The organism is Gimesia chilikensis (assembly GCF_007744075.1).
GTDB classification, from domain to species: domain Bacteria; phylum Planctomycetota; class Planctomycetia; order Planctomycetales; family Planctomycetaceae; genus Gimesia; species Gimesia chilikensis_A.
This window is the reverse complement of sequence record NZ_CP036266.1, coordinates 7,567,714-7,587,241: the sequence shown is the minus strand read 5'-3', so window position 1 is coordinate 7,587,241 and position 19,528 is coordinate 7,567,714. Positions and strand designations below refer to the sequence as shown.

Below are 19,528 nucleotides of genomic sequence, written 5' to 3'. Positions count from 1 at the left end.
GCTTCTTGAATAAAATGGTCTTCCTGCTCATTATGGGCGATTCCGGTTTTGGCGGTCTCTTTGTTTGTCGCATTCGAGTAAAATCAGGGCTTTTATTGTCGTCAAAGGTCTGATTGAAGGTGTCTCATGAGTAATGATTCGGATTCTGAACCAACCTCTGAAAATGCAGAGGGATCAGAGAAGCGGCAGTGGTACGTACTGAAGGTACAAAGCAACCGCGAAAAATCGATTCGTGATGCCCTGTTGCGGGGAATTAAGCGGGACGGCCTGGAAGAGTACTTTGGGGAGATTATTATCCCCACGGAAAAAGTAGTTGAAACAAAAGGTGGTAAGAAGCGCGTTTATGAACGCAAACTTTACCCTGGTTATCTGATGATCCAGGTGGAGTTGAATGATGACAGCTGGTATCTGGTGCGATCAACGAATGGCGTTGGTGACTTTACCGGGGCCGCTGGTCAGCCAATTCCGATGCAGGAACATGAAATTTCCCGTATGCTGGGTCGTGAAGAGACCAAGGAAGAAACACCTGTCAAAATCAAACTGGATTTCCAGACAGGCGATGTAGTCAAAATTAAAGATGGTGCGTTTGAAGGCTTTGAAGGCACGATTGATGCTATTGATGAAGCCAGTGGTAAAGTGACGGTCCTGATTGAGATCTTCAGCCGTCCGACACCTTCAGAGCTGGAATACTGGCAAATTGAAAAAGTGTGACGGGTCACCCGGCTCGGCATTGAAAAGATATATTTGATTCACCTGTTTATAAAGTGTTTTGAAAGTCGGTCAAAATGGCTAAGCAGCTTGTTACAGAAGTAAAAGTTCAGATTCCCGGTGGTCAGGCTACCCCGGCTCCTCCAGTTGGTACAGCCCTCGGTCCACATGGTGTCAACATTGGCCAGTTTGTGCAGCAGTTCAACGAGCGTACCAAGGATATGGCAGGGACGACTATTCCTGTTGTAATCAGTATCTTTAACGATCGTTCTTTCGACTTTGTCCTGAAAAGTCCTCCAGCTGCAGTTCTGCTCAAGCAGGCTGCTCAGGTTGCTAAGGGGGCAGGGAATCCTAAGAAGAACAAGGTCGGCAAAGTGACCGTTGATCAGCTGAAGGAAATCGCCAAGACCAAATTCGAAGACCTGAATGCACCGAACATCGATCAGGCTGCCAAGATTATTGCCGGAACTGCCCGCAGCATGGGCATTGAAGTCGAAAAATAATCTGAAACGGGCAGCAGGCTGCCCTCAAGTACTATCAGATTTCATCAATACAAACAGCACGTTTACCGGATAAAAGAGTCATGGGAAAACAATCCAAGCGGACAAAGCATTACAATGAAAAGCTGTCAGGCCTCGGCACTGTCAGTCTGGAAGAGGCTGTAGGGGCGCTGAAATCGCTGGACAGCGATCTGCCAGCTGCTATCAAGCCGGTCAAAATGGACCAGACTGTAGAACTGGCTGTGCGTCTGGGTGTTGATCCCCGCCAGGCAGACCAGCTGGTGCGTGGTTCGATCATTCTTCCACACGGGATTGGTAAGGCACAGCGGGTTGTTGTATTCGCCCAGGGCGCCAATCTGGAGGCTGCCGAAGCCGCTGGTGCAGATGCCGCTGGTGGTAAGGATCTGGCTGACAAGATTAAAGGTGGCTGGCTCGACTTTGACGTCGCGATCGCAACTCCCGACATGATGGGTGTGGTTGGTCCGCTCGGTCGTGTGCTTGGTCCCCGCGGTCTGATGCCTTCACCTCGTGCTGGTACAGTTACCCAGGATGTGGAGACTGCAGTCAAAGATTACAAAGCTGGTAAAGTCGAATTTCGTGTCGACGCTGGTGGAAACGTGCATTGCCGGGTTGGCAAAATGTCGTTTGAACCAACTCAGTTAATCGAAAATATCCAGGCGATGCTGAAGTATCTGGACAGCTTGCGTCCTTCTTCAGTCAAAGGTGCTTATGTGAGAAACGTCGCCGTTTCGGCAACCATGAGCCCGGGGATTTCTGTTGCCCTGTAATGGGGAGCGTCGAATCCTGACAGATTTTATATAACATCACATATTGCTGTTTTCGGCGTTTAACAAGCTGGAAGAGATCCAATGAGTAAATTTGTAAAAGAAATGATCATCTCGGAGATTGAATCCCAGATCGGCGATGTCCGCGACTTCGTCGTGATAGATTCTGCAAAAGTGGATGCGATTACTGATAACAGTTTTCGTATCAAGCTGCAGGAAAAGGGGCTCACTGCTCTGACAGTCAAGAACTCACTCGCTCGACGGGCATTTGCCAATAAAGGCATTGAAGGGTTGGAAGAGGTTCTGAAGGGGCCTTCAACTCTGGTCTGGGGTGGTGAAGATATCGTTGAGCTCTCTAAAGAGATGAGCAAATGGGCAAAGGAAATCCAGGAGCTCGACATCAAGGGTGGCCTGACAGAGGGAACCTCGCTGTCCACTGATGATGTGACCAAGCTGAGTAAGAGCCCGGGTCGTGTGGAATTGATCGCAGACATTGTCGGTCGAATCCTTGGTCCTGGTTCACAGCTCGCAGCGACAATCAAAGGGCCCGGTGGAACCGTGGTCGGGCAGATCAAGTCGATCGCCGAAGGCGAAGAAGGATAGACGGCCGGTCTGTCTCTCCCTGAGGCGGATATTCATAAATTTGTAGCAACGACCGTAGTGACGTAGCGGCGTTGATTTGATTTACACTATTGAGAGATTTTTTTTACGCATTCGTGCGAAAGGAAAGAGAAGATGGCGACAGCCGAAGCAACAACTGAATTTGGTGAAGAAACCAAAGAACTGGGCGACAAAATTGCTGGTTTGACTCTGCTCCAGGCTAAAGAACTGGCTGATTACCTCGAAGAAGTTCATGGAATTAAAGCTGCAGCCGGTGGCGCCGTAATGGTGGCTCCTAGTGGTGGTGGAGATGCTGGCGGTGATGCTCCTGAAGAAAAGACTGAATTCGACGTCATTCTGACCGGATTCGGTGACAACAAGATTCCTGTGATTAAAGTCGTTCGTGGCGCCACAGGCCTCGGTCTGAAGGAAGCCAAAGAACTGGTAGAAGGTGCTCCTAAACCACTGAAAGAAGGTGTCTCCAAGGAAGATGCTGAAGCTCTGGTTAAGGAAGTCGAAGAAGCAGGCGGTACTGCTGAAGTTAAGTAAATCGTCGCTGAGAAAAAAGCCATCTGGATTTAACCTGTGCTGAAGCTTGCTTTGGCACAGGTTAGTCTTGTGTTGCTATGTACATTTATATGGTTTTTTTCTGCGTGCAATTGAAGTGTGCTGTTTAACAGTCTAGAATAAGTGCCTGCAGGTTGCGCTGCGATAGTATGTTGTTGCGCAGGCTGGCTTTTTTGTTTATTGTTATTCAGGACTACTTCACTTGGTTGCATGTCCTTGTTGCTGATAGATTTGTTTCCTTTAGTTATCTGCTTCGATCAGTCATCGTGTCAGTCCCATATGGTCTAAGCAATCGACTCATTGTACTCTCTTTTGAATAGCAAAGTAGTATTGAGCGATTTACCAGGCTTTAATTTCGTCGAGCGATTCGCTTTTCATGCAGCAGTCGGGGCTGTATTCTCTCGAGGTACGCGCTGCGGTTCCTCGCTATCCATGGCAAGTGCTCCTTTTCAGCCGCGTGAGCGGTCTGCGCGGAGTAATTCCACATCTGGCACCAGGTAAGTAGAAAAGATCATCTTAATGCCGATTCCAGCACAGCGAACGATTCCTACTCAAACTGTTAAGAATTTTGGTACCATTGAGCATAGTTTTGAATTGTCTGATCTGACACAGATTCAGACGGATTCCTATGCAAACTTCCTTCAGGCCGATAAGTCTCCCCGTGAGCGCAAGAGCCAGGGCCTGGAAGAAATCCTTCGTGAAGTCTTCCCGATTGAGAGTTATCAGGGACAGTACCAGTTGGAATACGTGAAGTATGAACTGGGAAAACCTCGTTACACTCCGACCGAGTGTCGTCAGCTGCGTCTGACCTACGGACGTCCTTTCCGCGTCTGGTTGCGTCTGGTGAAAGAGCAGCCGATCGAAGAAGAAGTTTACCTGGGTGATCTGCCTGTCATGATCGGTGGTGGTGAATTCATCATCAATGGTGCCGAGCGTGCGATCGTCAGCCAGCTGCACCGTTCTCCCGGTGTTGACTTCGTACTCAGCTCAGAGCCTGGTGAGAAGAAAGAATATTCCTGCCGCGTGATTCCAGAGCGTGGAAGCTGGATCGAGCTGGTGGTCGGTAAGAAAGATACACTGGGTGTGCGGATCGACCAGAGTGGTAAGTTCTCTGCGATGACTCTGCTGCGGGCGATGTCGAAAGATTACTCTTCTGACACCGACTTGGTGAAGCTGTTCTATGAAACCAAATCAGAAAAGATCAACAAAGACGCAGCCGAAAAGCTGGTCGGTAAGATCGTTGCTGAGGATGTGATTTATCCTGCCGGTCATGATCGGTGTGGTGAGATCATTCTGGACTGCTGTGGTACCATTACTGAAGAGCTGGCCGAAGAGATTACGGAATCATCTCTGAAAACGGTTGAAGTCGTCGATGAAGTCAATGACCTGCTGGTTCTGCAGAGCATTGCCGAAGATCCGACTGTCACTCACGAAGAGGCCCTGCTGCGAATCTATTCTCGTCTGCGTCCAGGTAACCCTCCTCAGCTGGAGCGTGCGATTGACCTGTTCAAAGAAAAATTCTTTGACGTCAACCGTTACCGTCTGGGCCGTGTCGGTCGTTTCCGTATCAACCGGAAATTCAAGCAGGATGTCCCCGACACCGAAATGACTCTGCGTCCGGAAGACTTCATTAACTCGATCCGCTACCTCGTCCGTCTGCGGGTCGGTGATTCTTCAGCGTATGTCGATGACATCGACAACCTGGGTAACCGTCGTCTGCGAACCATCGATGAGCTGGCTTCGGATGAAATCCGGAAAGGGTTCCTGAAGCTGCGTCGAACCGTGCAGGAGCGTATGACTCAGAAGGACGTGGAAGAAATGTCTCCACGAACCCTGATCAATCCCAAGAGTGTTTCCGCTGCGATCGATTTCTTCTTCGGTCGAAGTGAACTCTCGCAGGTGGTTGACCAGACGAACCCGCTGTCCATGCTGACTCACGAACGTCGTTTGAGTGCATTGGGGCCTGGTGGTTTGAACCGGAAGCGTGCCGGCTTCGAAGTGCGTGACGTTCACATTTCTCACTACGGTCGTATCTGTCCGATTGAGACTCCTGAAGGTACCAACATTGGTCTGATCTCCAGTTTGAGTATCTTCTCAAAGGTCGATGATTACGGCTTCCTTGTGACGCCTTATCGATATGTGAAAGACGGTAAGCTGACCGACGAAGTGCACTGGATGCGAGCCGATGAAGAAGCAGAAGTGCACGTGGCTCCCGCCGATACTCCCGTGGAGAAAGGTCGCTTCACTGAAGATCGCGTGATGGCCCGTTTCCGGGATGACGTGGTCTGGATTGCCGCCGGTGCCGTGGATTACATTGACGTTGACCCCGCACAGATGGTAGGGATTTCCGCCGGTTTGATTCCGTTCCTCGAGCACGACGACGCGAACCGGGCACTCATGGGTTCTAACATGCAACGGCAGGCTGTGCCGCTGTTGATTGCCGAGCCTCCCCTGGTGGGAACCGGCATGGAAGCAGCTGTCGCACAGAACTCCGGGATGGTCGTCCGGGCTGAGAAAGCCGGCAAGGTGACCTATGTGGACGGAAACCGTGTGGAAGTAGACGGAAAGAAATATCGTCTGCGAAAATACGAAGGCCTCAACGAGCGGACCTGTCTGAACCAGACTCCCTGTGTGAGTGTGGGTGACCAGGTCAAGAAAGGTCAGATTCTCTGTGACAGTGCTGCGACTGCAGACGGGCTGCTCTCTCTGGGGCGGAACGTGCTGGTCGGGTTCATGTCATGGGATGGATACAACTTCGAGGACGCGATCATTCTTTCTGAGCGTCTGGTGAAAGAAGATGTCTACACCTCGATTCACATCGATGAATTTGATGTGGAAATTCGTGAAACCAAGCTGGGGCGTGAAGAGTTCACGCGCGACATTCCCAACGTCAGCGAAAAGGCACTGCGTCACATCGGAGAAGACGGGATTATCAAAGTTGGTACCCGCGTCCGCCAGGGTGATATCCTGGTTGGTAAAGTCTCTCCGAAAGCCAAAGCTGAACTGACACCGGAAGAAAAACTGCTGCACGCGATCTTCGGTCGTGCGGGTGAAGACGTGAAGAACGAATCACTCGAAGCCTCCAGTGGTGTCGAAGGGATTGTGATCCACACCGAGAAATTTGCCCGTCGGATGAGTCTGACTGACTTTGAACGGAAGCAGTACGACGAAGATCTGAAGAAGGTCGAAGAAGAAGGACACGAACAGGTGGCCGCTGAATTCCGCGAGTTTCTCAAGGAATTCGAATCTGCTCTGGGACAGCCTCTGGTAGACGATGATGGTCGTAAGATTCGTGAAATTACAGAAGACAAGTTTGTCTCTCAGTATGCTCACGACTTCCTGTCACATCTGGATAACCTGGATATTCGCAGCCCGCAGAAGAAAGCCGACTGTCGTGCTGTGATCGAAAATCTGTGGTCCAATGTCGAAGATGTGATCGATACCTGCGACCAGAAGGTTAACAGCATGAAGCGTGGCGAAGAACTGCCAAACGGCGTGCTGCAGATGGTCAAAGTCTACGTGGCATCCAAGCGTCAGATTTCCGTGGGTGACAAGATGGCTGGTCGTCACGGTAACAAAGGGGTGATCTCCAAAGTTCTGCCGATTGAAGATATGCCTTTCACCGAAGACGGAACTCCGATCGACATCATGCTGAACCCGCTGGGGGTTCCGAGTCGTATGAACGTGGGACAGATTCTGGAGACCCACCTGGGTTGGGCTGCCGAGAAGCACGGCTTCCGTGCTGTCTGTCCGGTATTCGATGGTGCCCTGGAAACTTCGATTCAGGAATACCTGGATACCGCTGGTCTGCCTGCTGACGGGAAGGCCCAGTTGTACGATGGTCGTACCGGTGAAGCATACGAGCAGAAAACCACCGTCGGTCAGATTTACATGCTGAAACTGCACCACCTGGTGGATGACAAAGTGCATGCCCGTTCTACCGGTCCTTACTCTCTGATTACGCAGCAGCCTCTGGGTGGTAAAGCCCGCTTCGGTGGTCAGCGATTCGGGGAAATGGAAGTCTGGGCTCTGGAAGCTTACGGTGCAGCTTATATTCTGCAGGAACTGCTCACTGTTAAGAGTGACGATGTGGAAGGCCGGACCAAGATTTATGAATCGATGGTCAATGGAGAAAACACACTCGAAGCCGGTACGCCCGCCAGCTTCGACGTGCTTAACAACGAAATTCGTGGACTTGGTTTGAATCTACAACTGGAAAAGAACCCTACCTGATGCGTGCTCAGTGATGAGACGTGTTGCCCGGGTGAAGTTTCTTTTCATGATCAAACTCTGATCATACATAGTTCAGAAAATAAGGAGCGTGCACAGTGAGTGTTGCACAAACAGCTTACGAGCGAATTAACGATTATGGTTCCGTGAAAATCGGCCTGGCCAGTCCACACGATATTCGAAGTTGGTCCTTCGGAGAAGTCAAGAAGCCGGAAACGATTAACTATCGAACCTACCGTCCCGAACGGGATGGTCTGTTCTGCGAACGGATTTTCGGGCCGGAAAAAGACTGGGAGTGTGCCTGCGGTAAATACCGGGGAATGAAGTACAAGGGCATGATCTGCGACCGTTGTGGTGTTAAAGTGACCCACAGTCGTGTACGTAGAAAGCGTATGGGACACATTGAACTGGCAGCACCGATCGTGCATATCTGGTTCTTCAAGTCCATGCCCAGCCGCCTGGGTGCTCTGCTGAATATGAAGACCACCGCCCTGGAAAAAGTGATTTACTTCCAGGATTACGTGGTAACTGATCCGGGCGACACACCGCTCGAAATGTGTCAGACGATGACCGAAGAGGAAGCCCGGCAGAATCAGGCCAAGTACGGCCCCGGTTCCTTCGAAATCGAAATGGGTGCCGAAGCGATCAAGAAACTGCTGATGAGCCTGAACCTGGTTGAGCTCTCCGAACAGCTCCGCAAGGATCTGTTTGAAACCAACAGCCAGCAGAAACGCAAGGACTACATCAAACGTCTGAAGATTGTGGAATCGCTGCGTGACAGTGACAACCGTCCCGAGTGGATGGTGCTGGAAGTGATTCCCGTGATTCCTCCGGATCTGCGTCCGCTGGTCCTGCTGGATTCCGGTAACTTCGCCACCAGCGACCTGAACGACCTGTATCGCCGCATTATCAACCGGAACAACCGGTTGAAAAAGCTGGTCGATCTCAACGCACCGGAAGTGATTGTGCGTAACGAAAAGCGTATGCTGCAGCAGTCGGTCGACGCTCTGTTCGACAACAACCGCTGTAAGCGGCCCGTGCTTGGTTCTTCCAATCGCCCGCTGAAATCTTTGACCGACATGATCAAAGGTAAGCAGGGACGTTTCCGTGAAAACCTGCTGGGGAAACGTGTTGACTACTCTGCCCGTAGTGTGATCGTGGTAGGGCCGGAACTGAAACTGCATCAGTGTGGTCTGCCCAAGAAGATCGCACTCGAACTGTTCCAGCCGTTCATTATCCGTCGTCTGAAAGACAGCGGACATGCCGATACGATCAAGTCCGCCAAGCGGATGCTGGAGCGTAAAGACGAGGACGTGTGGGACATCCTGGATGAAGTCATTCAGAACCATCCGGTGCTGTTGAACCGTGCTCCCACGCTGCACCGTATGGGGATTCAGGCCTTCGAGCCGATTCTGGTGGAAGGGAACGCGATCCGCGTCCATCCGCTGGTGTGTGGTGGATTCAACGCTGACTTTGACGGCGACCAGATGGCGGTTCACCTGCCTCTGTCCATCGAAGCTCAGGTGGAAGCCACAACCCTGATGCTGTCAACCAACAACATCTTCAGTCCTTCCGACGGGGCACCGATCATTCGTCCTTCACAGGATATCGTGATGGGTTGCTACTACCTGACGCTCAAGAAAACAGAGCGGGTCGGAGAAGGAATGGTCTTCTCCAATGTGGGTGAAGTGCACGCCGCCTTCCAGCAGAAGAAGCTGGATCGCCATGCCATCATCAAGGTCCGGATGCCTTCCTACAAACGGATCAAAGGGGAAGGGGCCGACGACTTCAAGATGGGCGGTCTGATTGAAACGACCACCGGTCGTGTGATCTTCAACGACATTCTGCCCAAGAAGATGGCTTACTACAACCTGACGATGAAGGGGCGTGACCTCTCGAACGTGATTTCCGACTGTTATCTGGAGCTGGGTCGTCGCGAAACGATCAACCTGCTCGACAAGATGAAGGAAACCGGTTTCCGGGAATCAACGCTCAGTGGTCTGTCATTCGCAACCAGCGACCTGAAAACCGCACCGAATAAGGCGAAGGTAATCGGGGATTCGGAAAAGACCGTGCTGCAGAAAAACAAGCTGTACGATCGTGGTCTGATTACCGCTGAAGAGCGTTACAACCAGGTTCTTGATACCTGGACTCACGCTCGTGAGCAGATTACCGAATCGATGATGCACGAGCTGGAAAACGACTATCGTGAAAACGGGAAGTATGTGAACCCGATCTATCTGATGTCGAATTCTGGTGCTCGTGGTGGTATCGAACAGATGCGTCAGCTCGGTGGTATGCGTGGTCTGATGGCCAAGCCGAGTGGTGAGATCATCGAAACGCCGATTAAGGCGAACTTCCGTGAAGGTCTGACCGTACTGGAATACTTCAGTTCGACCCACGGTGCCCGTAAAGGTCTGGCTGACACCGCTCTGAAAACGGCGGACTCAGGTTACCTGACACGTAAGCTGGCAGACATCTGTCAGAACGTGGTTGTCACCGAGCACGACTGTGGTACGACCCAGGGTATGACCCGTGGTGTAGTTTACCGTGGTGAAAAGGTCGAAATGAGTCTGACCGATGCGATCCGTGGTCGCGTCAGCCGGACGAACATCGTCGATCCGATTACCGACGAAGTGATCGTGCGTGAAAACGAGATGATCACCGTGGACATCGCCCGTCGGATTGAAAACATGGGTCTGGAAAAGATCCAGGTACGCAGCCCGATGACTTGCGAATCTTCGCTGGGGATCTGTCGTCTGTGTTACGGGATGGACCTTTCCACCGGTTCGCTGGTCGAAGAAGGTCTGGCCGTGGGTATCATCGCTGCCCAGAGTGTGGGTGAGCCTGGTACTCAGCTGACGATGCGTACGTTCCACATTGGTGGTACAGCCTCCCGTGAAGTGGAAGAAAGCGAAATTCGGACCCGTCGTGCCGGTAAAGTTACATTTGCCCGTATCCGGACCGTGGTCAATAACGAAGGTATGAGCGTTGTACTGACCCGAAACGGTGAAGTTGTGGTCAACGATGTGAAAGGCCGTGAGCTCGAACGTTACACCATTCCCAACGGTGCAACCCTGCGTGTTGCTGAAGGGGATGAAGTTGCTGAAGGCCAGGTTATCTGTCAGTGGGACCCGCACTCGATTTCGATCCTGGCGGAAGTGGGCGGTCGCGTCCGCTTCGAAGAGTGTGTGGAAGGCAAGACCATCCGCACCGACAAGGACCCCAGTGGTCACATTCGCCGTTCGATCATCGAACACAAAGGGGAACTGCATCCGCAGATCATCATCGAAGACGGCACCGGCAAGATTCTGGACTTCTACTACCTGCCTGAAAAAGCAAGTATCGAAGTGGAAGAAGGTCAGCAGATCACCGCTGGTACGGTGGTCGCGAAGAACCCCCGTGAATCTTCCGGTACGCAGGACATCACCGGTGGTCTGCCGCGTGTGACCGAACTGTTCGAAGCCCGTCGTCCGAAGGATCCTTCGGTTCTCGCGGAAATCGACGGTGAAGTCGAGTTCGTACCTGAGAAGAAACGTGGTAAGCGAATCGTGATTGTCCGCGGGGAAGACGGCACTGAAGTTGAGCATGTCATTCCTCACGGTAAGCACCTGCTGGTACACGCCGGCGACCTGGTGAAGGCGGGAGACGCACTGGTGCGTGGTCCGCTGGTTCCGCACGACATTCTGCGTGTGAGTGGTACCGAGGCCGTTCAGCAGTACCTGCTGCATGAAATTCAGAACGTGTATCGTGCACAGCGTGTGACGATTGACGATAAGCATCTGGAAATCATTATTTCCCGGATGTTGAGCAAGGTGCTGGTAGAAGATGTGGGTGATACCAATCTGCTGCCGGGCATCGTGCTGGATAAACTGGCCTTCCAGAAGATCAACGAAGAAACCAGTGCCTGCGTGAAGGTCGTCGATTCCGGCGATACTGACTTCCAGCCAGGCGACCTGGTACCTCTGGCGACGATCGAAGAAGTGAATGCCCAGGTAGAACTGGCCGGTCAGGGACCTGCCAGCTTCTCCAAACCGCGTCCGGCTTCGGCCAGCTCGCAGTTGTTGGGGATTACCAAGGCTTCGGTTCAGAGTGAAAGTTTCATCTCTGCAGCCAGCTTCCAGGAAACCACCAAGGTGCTCACCGAAGCGGCTCTGGCCGGTCGGGTCGACTACCTGGTTGGTCTGAAGGAAAACGTGATTCTGGGTCACCTGGTTCCTGCCGGTACCGGGTTCTATCAGCACCAGACTGCCGAAGTTCGGATTCGTCCCGAGGCTCTGGAAGAGCTGAAGGCCGAGAAAGAGCGGATTCTGGCAGCACGGATGAGTCTGTTGAACGAAGTTCAGCCCGACAAGCCGGTTCCGCTGGGCGGTGGACAGGATTCGGAAGAGTATGGACAGGGGGGCTCTGATTCTTCCCTGGACAGTACCCCGCCGAGCCCCAGTCCGAACCCTTTTGACGAGTAAAGGCATAAAGGAAGCGTATCTGGTCTGCGAGCAGAATTCACTTTGTCTCAGATCCCGAATTGGGTGATTCGTGAGACTTGACGGATGCCTGCAGGCTGGATACATTGTCCCGTTCCTAACTCTGGCAACAGGGAATTAATTGCATATAATAGTGGTCATTTGTTACAATGACTGCCTGTAAATAGAAGTTATTATTGAAGTTCAAGCATTGAACGAAGATGGGTTATCTCGATGCCAACAATTAATCAATTGATTCGTAAGCCAAGAAAGAAGCAGATCTCTAAGAGTAAGACTCCGCTGCTGGAAGGTTGCCCTCAGAAGCGTGGGGTTTGTCTGCAGGTCAAGACTGTGACCCCGAAGAAGCCGAACTCCGCTCTGCGTAAAGTGGCCCGTGTTCGTCTTTCGAACGGCAAGGAACTGACGGCTTACATCCCCGGTGAAGGTCATAACCTGCAGGAGCACTCGATCGTGCTGGTGCGTGGTGGTCGTGTTCGCGACCTTCCTGGTGTGCGTTACAAAGTGATTCGTGGCGTTCTGGATACCCTGGGCGTCAATGATCGTCGTCAGGCACGTAGCCGTTACGGAACCAAGCGCCCCAAATAGTCGCCTGGTTTATCAAGCATATAAAATTCACACAGTTTGATTACATTCATCAGTACCCCGTGAGGTGCTGAGGCAAATGTCAGAGGAAAAGATGGAATGAGCAAGAAGTTTACAGCCAGTGCGACTCAGCTGAAGCCAGATCCGCGGTTCAATTCACTGCTGGCTTCCAAGTTTGTTAACTGTCTGATGCATGATGGCAAAAAGAGCATTGCTCAAAACGTGTTCTACTCAGCTCTGGATCGCATCAAAGAGCGTATTCCCGATGTTGAGCCGATCGAAGTTTTCACACAGGCTGTCGAAAATGTTAAGCCCAGTGTTGAAGTTCGTTCGAAGCGTGTTGGTGGTGCTACTTACCAGGTGCCGACCCCTGTGAATCCGAAGCGTCAGCAGACTCTGGCGATTCGCTGGATTCTGGCTGCGATTCGCGGCAAGAAAGGTCGTCCGATGGAAGTTCGTCTGGCTGACGAAATTCTGTCTGCACACAAAAAAGAAGGTACTGCCATCACTACCCGTGAGAATATTCATCGTATGGCTGAAGCGAACAAGGCATTTGCTCACTTCGCCTTCTCGCGCTAAGGCAAAGTAACGATCAATTAGACGCACTGGCGATGGTTTTACACCATTGCCTGCTGCGTCTTTTTTTTTGTAGATTGAAAAGTCTGAAGCCAGCTGGCCGGTTGAAGTCCAATGGAGGATTCGCGGCAGTTGGGTTTTGTTTTTGTGATTCAATTTCAGTTGGAATGGCAGGACCAGGATGTCAACTTCAATAGATCAGATCAGAAACATTGGGATTATCGCTCATATTGACGCCGGTAAGACGACGACCACCGAGCGGATTCTCTACTACGCCAAGTTCCTGCACCGCCCGGGCGGGGTGGATGAAGGTACGACTACAACCGACTTCGACGAAGAGGAAGCGAAGCGGGGAATCACGATCTACTCTGCGGCGATTACCTGCAAGTGGAACGGGCACACGATCAATATTATCGACACTCCCGGGCACGTCGACTTCACGGCTGAAGTCGAGCGCAGTCTGCGCGTGCTCGATGGTGCGGTCGTGGTCTTCAGTGCGATGGAGGGGGTTGAGGCGCAGAGTGAAACGGTCTGGCGGCAGGCGGATAAATACAATGTGCCCCGCATCTGTTTCATTAACAAGATGGACCGTATCGGCGCCAGCTTCGAGCGGACGTTTGAAGAGATTAAAAAACGCTTGCGGGGCAATCCCGTGGCGTTGCAGATTCCCATTGGTGAAGGCACAACATCGACCGGCGATTCCTTCAGTGGTGTGATTGATCTGATTAAGATGCGGGCCCTGTTCTATGACCAAGAGTCGATGGGGGATCAGTTCGAGGTGCAGGAGATTCCGGACGCCTATCTGGAAAAGGCACAGGAATGGCGCGCCAAATTGCTGGAGTCGGTAGCTGAGCTGGATGAAGCGGTTCTGGAGCAGTATTACGAGACTGAAGACATTGCAGAGGATGTCATTGTCAGGTTGCTCCGTGAGGCGACTCTCAAGGGTGATCTGCAGCCGACTTTCTGTGGTTCCTCTCTGAATTATATCGGTGTCCAGCCTGTGTTGGATGGTGTGACGAGCTTCCTGCCCAGTCCGCTGGATCGGCCGCCGGTTGAGGGGATTAATCCGCAGCCCAAAAAGCGGGGCGGCGAGGCGGGTGGTCACGAAACGCGCGGTCCAAGTGTGGATGAGCCGATGTGTGGGCTGGTCTTTAAGATTCAGGCGGACAAGCACGGCGATTTGTGTTTCATGCGGGTTTACTCGGGGCAGTTGAAGAGTGGCAGTCGTCTGTTGAATCCGCGGACCGGTAAGAAAGAGCTGGTCAGTCAATTGTGGCGTGTGCAGGCCGGGGCGCGTGAGAAGGTTGAGACGGACAGTATTGATGCCGGCGATATCATCGGAGTGATCGGACCGAAAGAGGCTGTGACTGGTGATACGTTGTGTGAAATTCAGCATCCCATTTTGCTGGAAACCATTTCGTTTCCTGAGACTGTGATCTCAATGGCGGTCGAGCCGGAATCGAGTGCGGACCGGAAGAAGCTTGAGGATACACTGCAGAAGTTGTCTCGTCAGGATCCCACGTTCAAGGCTGTGGCCAATGAGGAGACGGGGCAGACTATTGTTTCCGGGATGGGCGAATTGCACCTGGAAGTTTTGCGGAACCGGATGCAGAAAGAGTTCAACTTGAGTGTGCGGGTGCATAAGCCGCGCGTGAGTTATCGAGAAACTGTTTCCGCCGCGGTCGAGAAAGAGGTCGAGTTCAATCGTCCTTCGGCCAACGGGAATATGTATTTCAAGGTCAAGCTGCGGCTGGAGCCCTTCAAGGGGGATAAGCCGATTTCCATCAAGAGTCAGCTAAAGCCGAATGAGTTGAATCCGGAGTTAGAAAAAGAGTTGATGGAAACGCTGCGGTTGGGTGTCGACGGGGGAGGCCAGGTTGGGTTTCCTTTGATGAATGTGCAGTTTGTGGTGTTGGATGCACAGTCGCGCGAAGGTGAGACCAGCGATGTGGCGGTCGAGGCGGCAACGTCCGAAGCACTGCATGGTTGCATTATGGATGCGAAGATTCAGTTGCTTGAGCCAATCATGAAAATGGAAGTGGTGACGCCTGATGAATTTCGTGGAAACATCCAGGCGGATCTCAGTTCGCGGAATGCGAATGTGCTCAACAGCGAATGGCGCGGAGATTTGTGTGTAATGGAGGTCGAGGCGCCTTTGTCGCAATTGTTTGGCTATTCTACCCAGATTCGCAGTCTCTCGCAGGGGCGGGCATCGTTTTCGATGGAGCCTTTGAAGTATGCTGCGGCTCCGCAAAGCGTTTTAAAAGAGATGATTGGATAATTTTTAAAATTTTGAGACGTGGCAGCCTTGGTATCCAAGGTGTGAATGTGTAACTTGTCACGTCTACGATTTTGAAAGTTGCCTGGCAGGTTTCAAATGAACAGTTGCTGGGTCGCTGATTGAGCTGGAGTGTCGGAATTTCAAAAAAAGCATTTTCTGCTTTGTTGGGGTTGTTGACAACCGGTGAGGCTCTCAGTAATATTGCTCGCTTCCCTGTGCGAGAAAATTGTCTAAACAGGGTCTGAGTCATATTTTAATGAAGGAATTTATTGGTGGCCGTTGCGAGTCAAGAGCGAATTAGAATTCGCATGGAAGCTTATGATCACTCCGTGTTGGATCAGTCGGCAGCAGATATTGTTGATACGGCGAAGCGAACCGGTGCGATTGTGCATGGCCCCATTCCTCTGCCGACGCGGGTTGAGCGATATACGGTTCTGAAAGGACCTCACATCGACAAGAAATCTCGTGAGCAGTTTGAAATTCGGACTCATAAGCGTTTGGTTGATATTTTGTCTCCAACCGGTAAGACGATTGATGCTTTGAATAAATTGTCTCTGCCTGCTGGAGTTGATATTAAAATTAAGGCGTCCGCTGGCGGAAACTAGTTCTTTTAAAGTTTTCGTTATGATGCTCGCGGGTCTGGTATTGCGCCGGGTCTGCTTGATTGGTTAGGGATCCGGCGATTCGATCGCTGGTGGTGCTATGCTTCTTGCTTTCGCCTGCGGGCGGATTTCGTAGAAGCTCTGTTCCCGTTGTTTAAGGGTGATGAGTATGCCTGTCGGTCTGCTGGGTAAAAAGGTCGGAATGACCCAAGTTTACGACGATGGAGTCCTGGTTCCTGTTACGGTGATTCAGGCTGGCCCCTGCCATGTATTGCAGGTGCGCACGTTAGACACCGATGGCTACGAAGCGGTTCAGGTCGGTTTCGAAGATAAGCCTCGTCGTCTCTCTGCTCGCAGTGAGCGTGGTCATGTTGCCGCCCTGGACAGTAAGCGTCAGAAAAAACGTACAGAAGCGGGTGTGGCCGTTGCCGACAAGGCAGGTTGTGAGCCCAAGCGGTTTATTAAAGAGTTTCGCGTTGATGGTGAAGATCATGGCTGTGAAGTGGGTAACGAGCTTACCGTTTCGCTGTTCAATGAAGTGTCTCACATTGACGTGATTGGAACCAGCAAAGGTCGTGGTTTTGCCGGGGTTATGAAGCGTCATAACTTCTCCGGGCAGCGTGCGACACACGGTGTAAAGCGTGTGCACCGTCATGGTGGTTCGATTGGTATGAGTGCAGATCCTTCTCGTGTTCTTAAGGGTACACGGATGGGTGGTCGGTATGGTGGTAAGCAGATTACTGTCAGACACTTGAAAGTTGTCCGCGTTGACGAAGAGAACGGTGTGCTTCTGGTGAGAGGTGCAGTCCCCGGTCCTAACGGTGGTGATCTCGTCATTCGTCATACTAACAAATATTGATTCGGGTGTTTGAAGTAGTTACCTGATTCTGCCTTAATAAATGGTGTCGAAATGATTTCAGTTGCAATTCAAGATAAAGCTGGCAAAGAAGTGGGCAAGTATGAGTTCGAGTCCACCGAACTGGCCAGTGGTATCAACCGCCAGTTGCTCCACGATGTGGTTGTGATGTACCAGGCGAATAAGCGGATTGGTTCTGCAAAGTCCAAAAGCCGCGGTATGGTGGCTGGTAGTACCAGAAAACTGTTTCGTCAGAAAGGTACTGGTCGGGCCCGTGCTGGTGCGATCCGGACTCCTGTTCGTCGGGGCGGTGGTCACACATTTGCCAAGTCTCCGAAAGACTGGAGCTACCGTCTTCCCAAGAAGGCTGTTAAGCTCGCAACCCGGATGGCGATTCTAAGTAAGTTTGAAGATGAGCAGGTGACTCTACTGGATGAGTTGGCTCTCGAAGTGCCAAAAACAAAAGAAGTCGCCGGCGTGCTGAAGGCACTCGGTCTGACCGGCACCAGTTGTCTGTTGACGGTTGATGGTCACGATCCTGTGGTCTGGAAGTCTGCCCGCAATATTGCCGGGGTTCAGGTTTCTCCTGCCAGTGATCTGAATGCATACGATGTTCTGCATAAGCGGCAGATGGTGTTGACTAAGTCGGCCCTGGATGTGCTGCTCGGTCGGAATGAAGGTTAATTTGACGAAGTGCCTGGTTTAAAAGTCCAGTCTGGATATTGAGGTTAACAGTTATGTCAGATGGTTCAAAAAAAGGCGTTCAGCTGGAACCGTATCAGGTCGTCATCCGGCCGTTGGTGACAGAAAAAGGGACTCATCAGTCTGAGTCTTACAATACATACACGTTTGTCGTTGATAAGTCGGCGACAAAAACGGATATCAAAAAAGCGGTATCTGATTTATGGAATGTGCGTGTGGTTTCCGTGCGAACCCAGAACCGGGGCGGAAAGCCGCGTCGCCATCGATATAAAGTTGGTTATACAAAATCCTGGAAGAAGGCAATTGTCGAACTGCACGAGGATGATCGTATTTCATTCTTCTAAGCCGCAGGTTGAGTTGCATCGAAGACAGATTGTGAACCGGTTTTTGAAACCAGCAGATCATTGAGGAAATAAATTATGGGAATCCGATTCTACAAGCCAACGACACCAGGTCGGCGTGGTGCATCGGTGAGCGATTTCGCAGCGATCACTGATCGTAAGAAGGCTCCTGAGAAATCCCTGCTCGTACGATACAAGAAAAAAGGTGGACGAAACAACCAGGGTGTGATCACCGCACGGCATCGTGGCGGCGGACACAAGCGGATGTATCGTCTGATCGACTTCCGTCGGAATAAAGATGGTGTTCCAGCCAAGGTCAACGGGATTGAATACGATCCCAACCGTTCGGCCCGGATCGCGCTGCTGCACTATGTTGATGGTGAAAAGCGTTACATTCTGGCACCGGAAGGTTTGACTGCTGGCGATACCGTAGTAAGTGGCGAAAAGGTTGAGCCGAACGTCGGCAACTGTATGCCTCTGGCAAACATTCCGCTGGGTTCGATGGTACACAATGTAGAAATGCAGCCAGGTCGTGGCGGACAGTTGTGCCGGAGTGCCGGTACAGGTGCTGTTCTGAATGCTCGCGAAGATAACTGGGCTCAGATCACTCTGCCTTCTGGCGAAGTGCGTCGTGTTCCCAGTTCCTGCCGGGCAACGATCGGTGAAATTGGCAACTCTGAACATACAAAAGTTGTACTGGGTAAAGCTGGTCGTAAACGCTGGATGGGGCGTCGTCCTCACGTGCGTGGTACCTGTATGAACCCTGTTGCACACCCGATGGGTGGTGGTGAAGGTCGTAACTCCGGGGGGCGTCATCCCTGTAGCCCGACTGGTAAGCTTGCGAAAGGTGGAAAGACCCGCAAGAAGAAAAAAGCTTCATCAAAGGCTATCATTCGGCGGCGTAAGTCTCGTCGTTATGGCCAGCTGAAACTCTGACGTAGTGTGTTGAACTGAATAAAAAATAACTATCTGTTTTCGATAATTGAGGACAAGTTTTATGGGTCGCTCTCTGAAAAAAGGGCCTTATGTTGACGTTAAACTTCTGAAGAAGATTGAGAAGTTGAACGAATCGGGAAAAAAGACGCCGATCAAGACATGGGCTCGGGCTTCAACTATTGCTCCGGAATTTGTAGGTCACACTTTCCTGGTGCATAACGGGCGCGCTCACTTAAACGTGTATGTCACCGAAGAAATGGTGGGTCACAAGCTGGGAGAGTTCTCCCTGACCCGCAACTTCCGCGGCCATACCGTTAAGAAGAAATAAACTGTTTGTGTTGGTGGTGATTACGGCCTGACAGGCCGATAACCGATAGAAATTAAGCAATAGTGAAGTGGAGTAATTGTCATGGGGCAAGTTCGAGCAATGCATCGATTTGCACGAATCTCAGCAACTAAGGTGCGTCCTTTTGCAGACATGGTTCGGGGAATGACTGCTTCGGAAGGTCTGGATTCTTTGAAATACATTCCGAACCGGGGTGCCCGTTTCCTGGAAAAGGTTATCAAGAGTGCGATGGCCAATGCTGAAGACAAAGGTGCCCGCAATGTGGAAGGCCTGAAGATCACCGAAGCACGAGTTGATGGCGGTCCGATGTTTAAACGGATTCAGCCCCGTGCCCGCGGTATGGCTTACACGATTCGTCGCCGGATGTCTCACATTCATGTATCGATTGATGCTCCCGAATTGCCTTAGGTAATCGGATTACTGTTGCCAGAC

At 51.6% G+C, this 19,528-nt stretch carries 17 protein-coding genes; all 17 read left to right on the top strand.

Going from position 1 to position 19,528, the window contains the following annotated elements:
* The first annotated feature begins 126 nt into the window (after positions 1–126).
* The 17 genes from nusG to rplV all read left to right on the top strand — a co-directional run bounded on the left by nusG (position 127) and on the right by rplV (position 19,504).
* The gene (gene nusG / locus HG66A1_RS28770; protein ID WP_145192510.1) at positions 127–711 is read left to right on the top strand and encodes a transcription termination/antitermination protein NusG; all 585 of its coding nucleotides are present in this window, start codon (positions 127–129) and stop codon (positions 709–711) included.
* Positions 712–785: 74 nt separating this feature from the next.
* Entirely contained in the window at positions 786–1,211 is a 426-nt protein-coding gene (gene rplK, locus HG66A1_RS28765) for a 50S ribosomal protein L11 (RefSeq protein ID WP_145192507.1), read from the top strand.
* 80 nt (positions 1,212–1,291) lie between these two features.
* Positions 1,292–1,996, top strand: a complete 705-nt coding sequence (gene rplA, locus HG66A1_RS28760) for a 50S ribosomal protein L1 (protein ID WP_145192504.1) — start codon at positions 1,292–1,294, stop codon at positions 1,994–1,996.
* Positions 1,997–2,077: 81 nt separating this feature from the next.
* On the top strand, positions 2,078–2,596 hold the full coding sequence (rplJ, locus tag HG66A1_RS28755; protein ID WP_145192501.1) for a 50S ribosomal protein L10: 519 nt from the start codon (positions 2,078–2,080) through the stop codon (positions 2,594–2,596).
* Positions 2,597–2,728: 132 nt separating this feature from the next.
* Positions 2,729–3,142, top strand: a complete 414-nt coding sequence (gene rplL / locus HG66A1_RS28750) for a 50S ribosomal protein L7/L12 (protein ID WP_145192498.1) — start codon at positions 2,729–2,731, stop codon at positions 3,140–3,142.
* Between the two features lie 537 nt (positions 3,143–3,679).
* Positions 3,680–7,393, top strand: coding sequence for a DNA-directed RNA polymerase subunit beta (gene rpoB, locus HG66A1_RS28745; protein ID WP_145192495.1), 3,714 nt, complete (start codon positions 3,680–3,682; stop codon positions 7,391–7,393).
* A 95-nt stretch (positions 7,394–7,488) separates the two neighbouring features.
* Positions 7,489–11,856: a DNA-directed RNA polymerase subunit beta' gene (gene rpoC, locus HG66A1_RS28740; protein ID WP_145192493.1), complete on the top strand. Its 4,368-nt coding sequence runs from the start codon at positions 7,489–7,491 to the stop codon at positions 11,854–11,856.
* Positions 11,857–12,087: 231 nt separating this feature from the next.
* A complete protein-coding gene (gene rpsL / locus HG66A1_RS28735) occupies positions 12,088–12,459 on the top strand; it encodes a 30S ribosomal protein S12 (protein ID WP_002649821.1) in 372 nt (123 codons plus the stop codon).
* A 96-nt stretch (positions 12,460–12,555) separates the two neighbouring features.
* Entirely contained in the window at positions 12,556–13,035 is a 480-nt protein-coding gene (gene rpsG / locus HG66A1_RS28730; protein ID WP_145192489.1) for a 30S ribosomal protein S7, read from the top strand.
* Positions 13,036–13,213: 178 nt separating this feature from the next.
* On the top strand, positions 13,214–15,313 hold the full coding sequence (gene fusA, locus HG66A1_RS28725) for an elongation factor G (RefSeq protein ID WP_145192486.1): 2,100 nt from the start codon (positions 13,214–13,216) through the stop codon (positions 15,311–15,313).
* 272 nt (positions 15,314–15,585) lie between these two features.
* The gene (gene rpsJ / locus HG66A1_RS28720; protein WP_145044987.1) at positions 15,586–15,918 is read left to right on the top strand and encodes a 30S ribosomal protein S10; all 333 of its coding nucleotides are present in this window, start codon (positions 15,586–15,588) and stop codon (positions 15,916–15,918) included.
* A gap of 166 nt (positions 15,919–16,084) precedes the next feature.
* Entirely contained in the window at positions 16,085–16,774 is a 690-nt protein-coding gene (gene rplC / locus HG66A1_RS28715) for a 50S ribosomal protein L3 (protein WP_145192483.1), read from the top strand.
* A 51-nt stretch (positions 16,775–16,825) separates the two neighbouring features.
* Entirely contained in the window at positions 16,826–17,455 is a 630-nt protein-coding gene (gene rplD, locus HG66A1_RS28710) for a 50S ribosomal protein L4 (protein WP_145192480.1), read from the top strand.
* A 53-nt stretch (positions 17,456–17,508) separates the two neighbouring features.
* The gene (gene rplW / locus HG66A1_RS28705) at positions 17,509–17,817 is read left to right on the top strand and encodes a 50S ribosomal protein L23 (protein ID WP_145044982.1); all 309 of its coding nucleotides are present in this window, start codon (positions 17,509–17,511) and stop codon (positions 17,815–17,817) included.
* A gap of 75 nt (positions 17,818–17,892) precedes the next feature.
* The gene (rplB, locus tag HG66A1_RS28700; protein WP_145044980.1) at positions 17,893–18,750 is read left to right on the top strand and encodes a 50S ribosomal protein L2; all 858 of its coding nucleotides are present in this window, start codon (positions 17,893–17,895) and stop codon (positions 18,748–18,750) included.
* 61 nt (positions 18,751–18,811) lie between these two features.
* A complete protein-coding gene (gene rpsS, locus HG66A1_RS28695) occupies positions 18,812–19,078 on the top strand; it encodes a 30S ribosomal protein S19 (protein ID WP_145044978.1) in 267 nt (88 codons plus the stop codon).
* An 81-nt stretch (positions 19,079–19,159) separates the two neighbouring features.
* Complete coding sequence (gene rplV / locus HG66A1_RS28690) at positions 19,160–19,504, top strand: 50S ribosomal protein L22 (RefSeq protein WP_145192477.1); 345 nt, start codon at positions 19,160–19,162, stop codon at positions 19,502–19,504.
* The last annotated feature ends 24 nt before the right edge of the window (positions 19,505–19,528 follow it).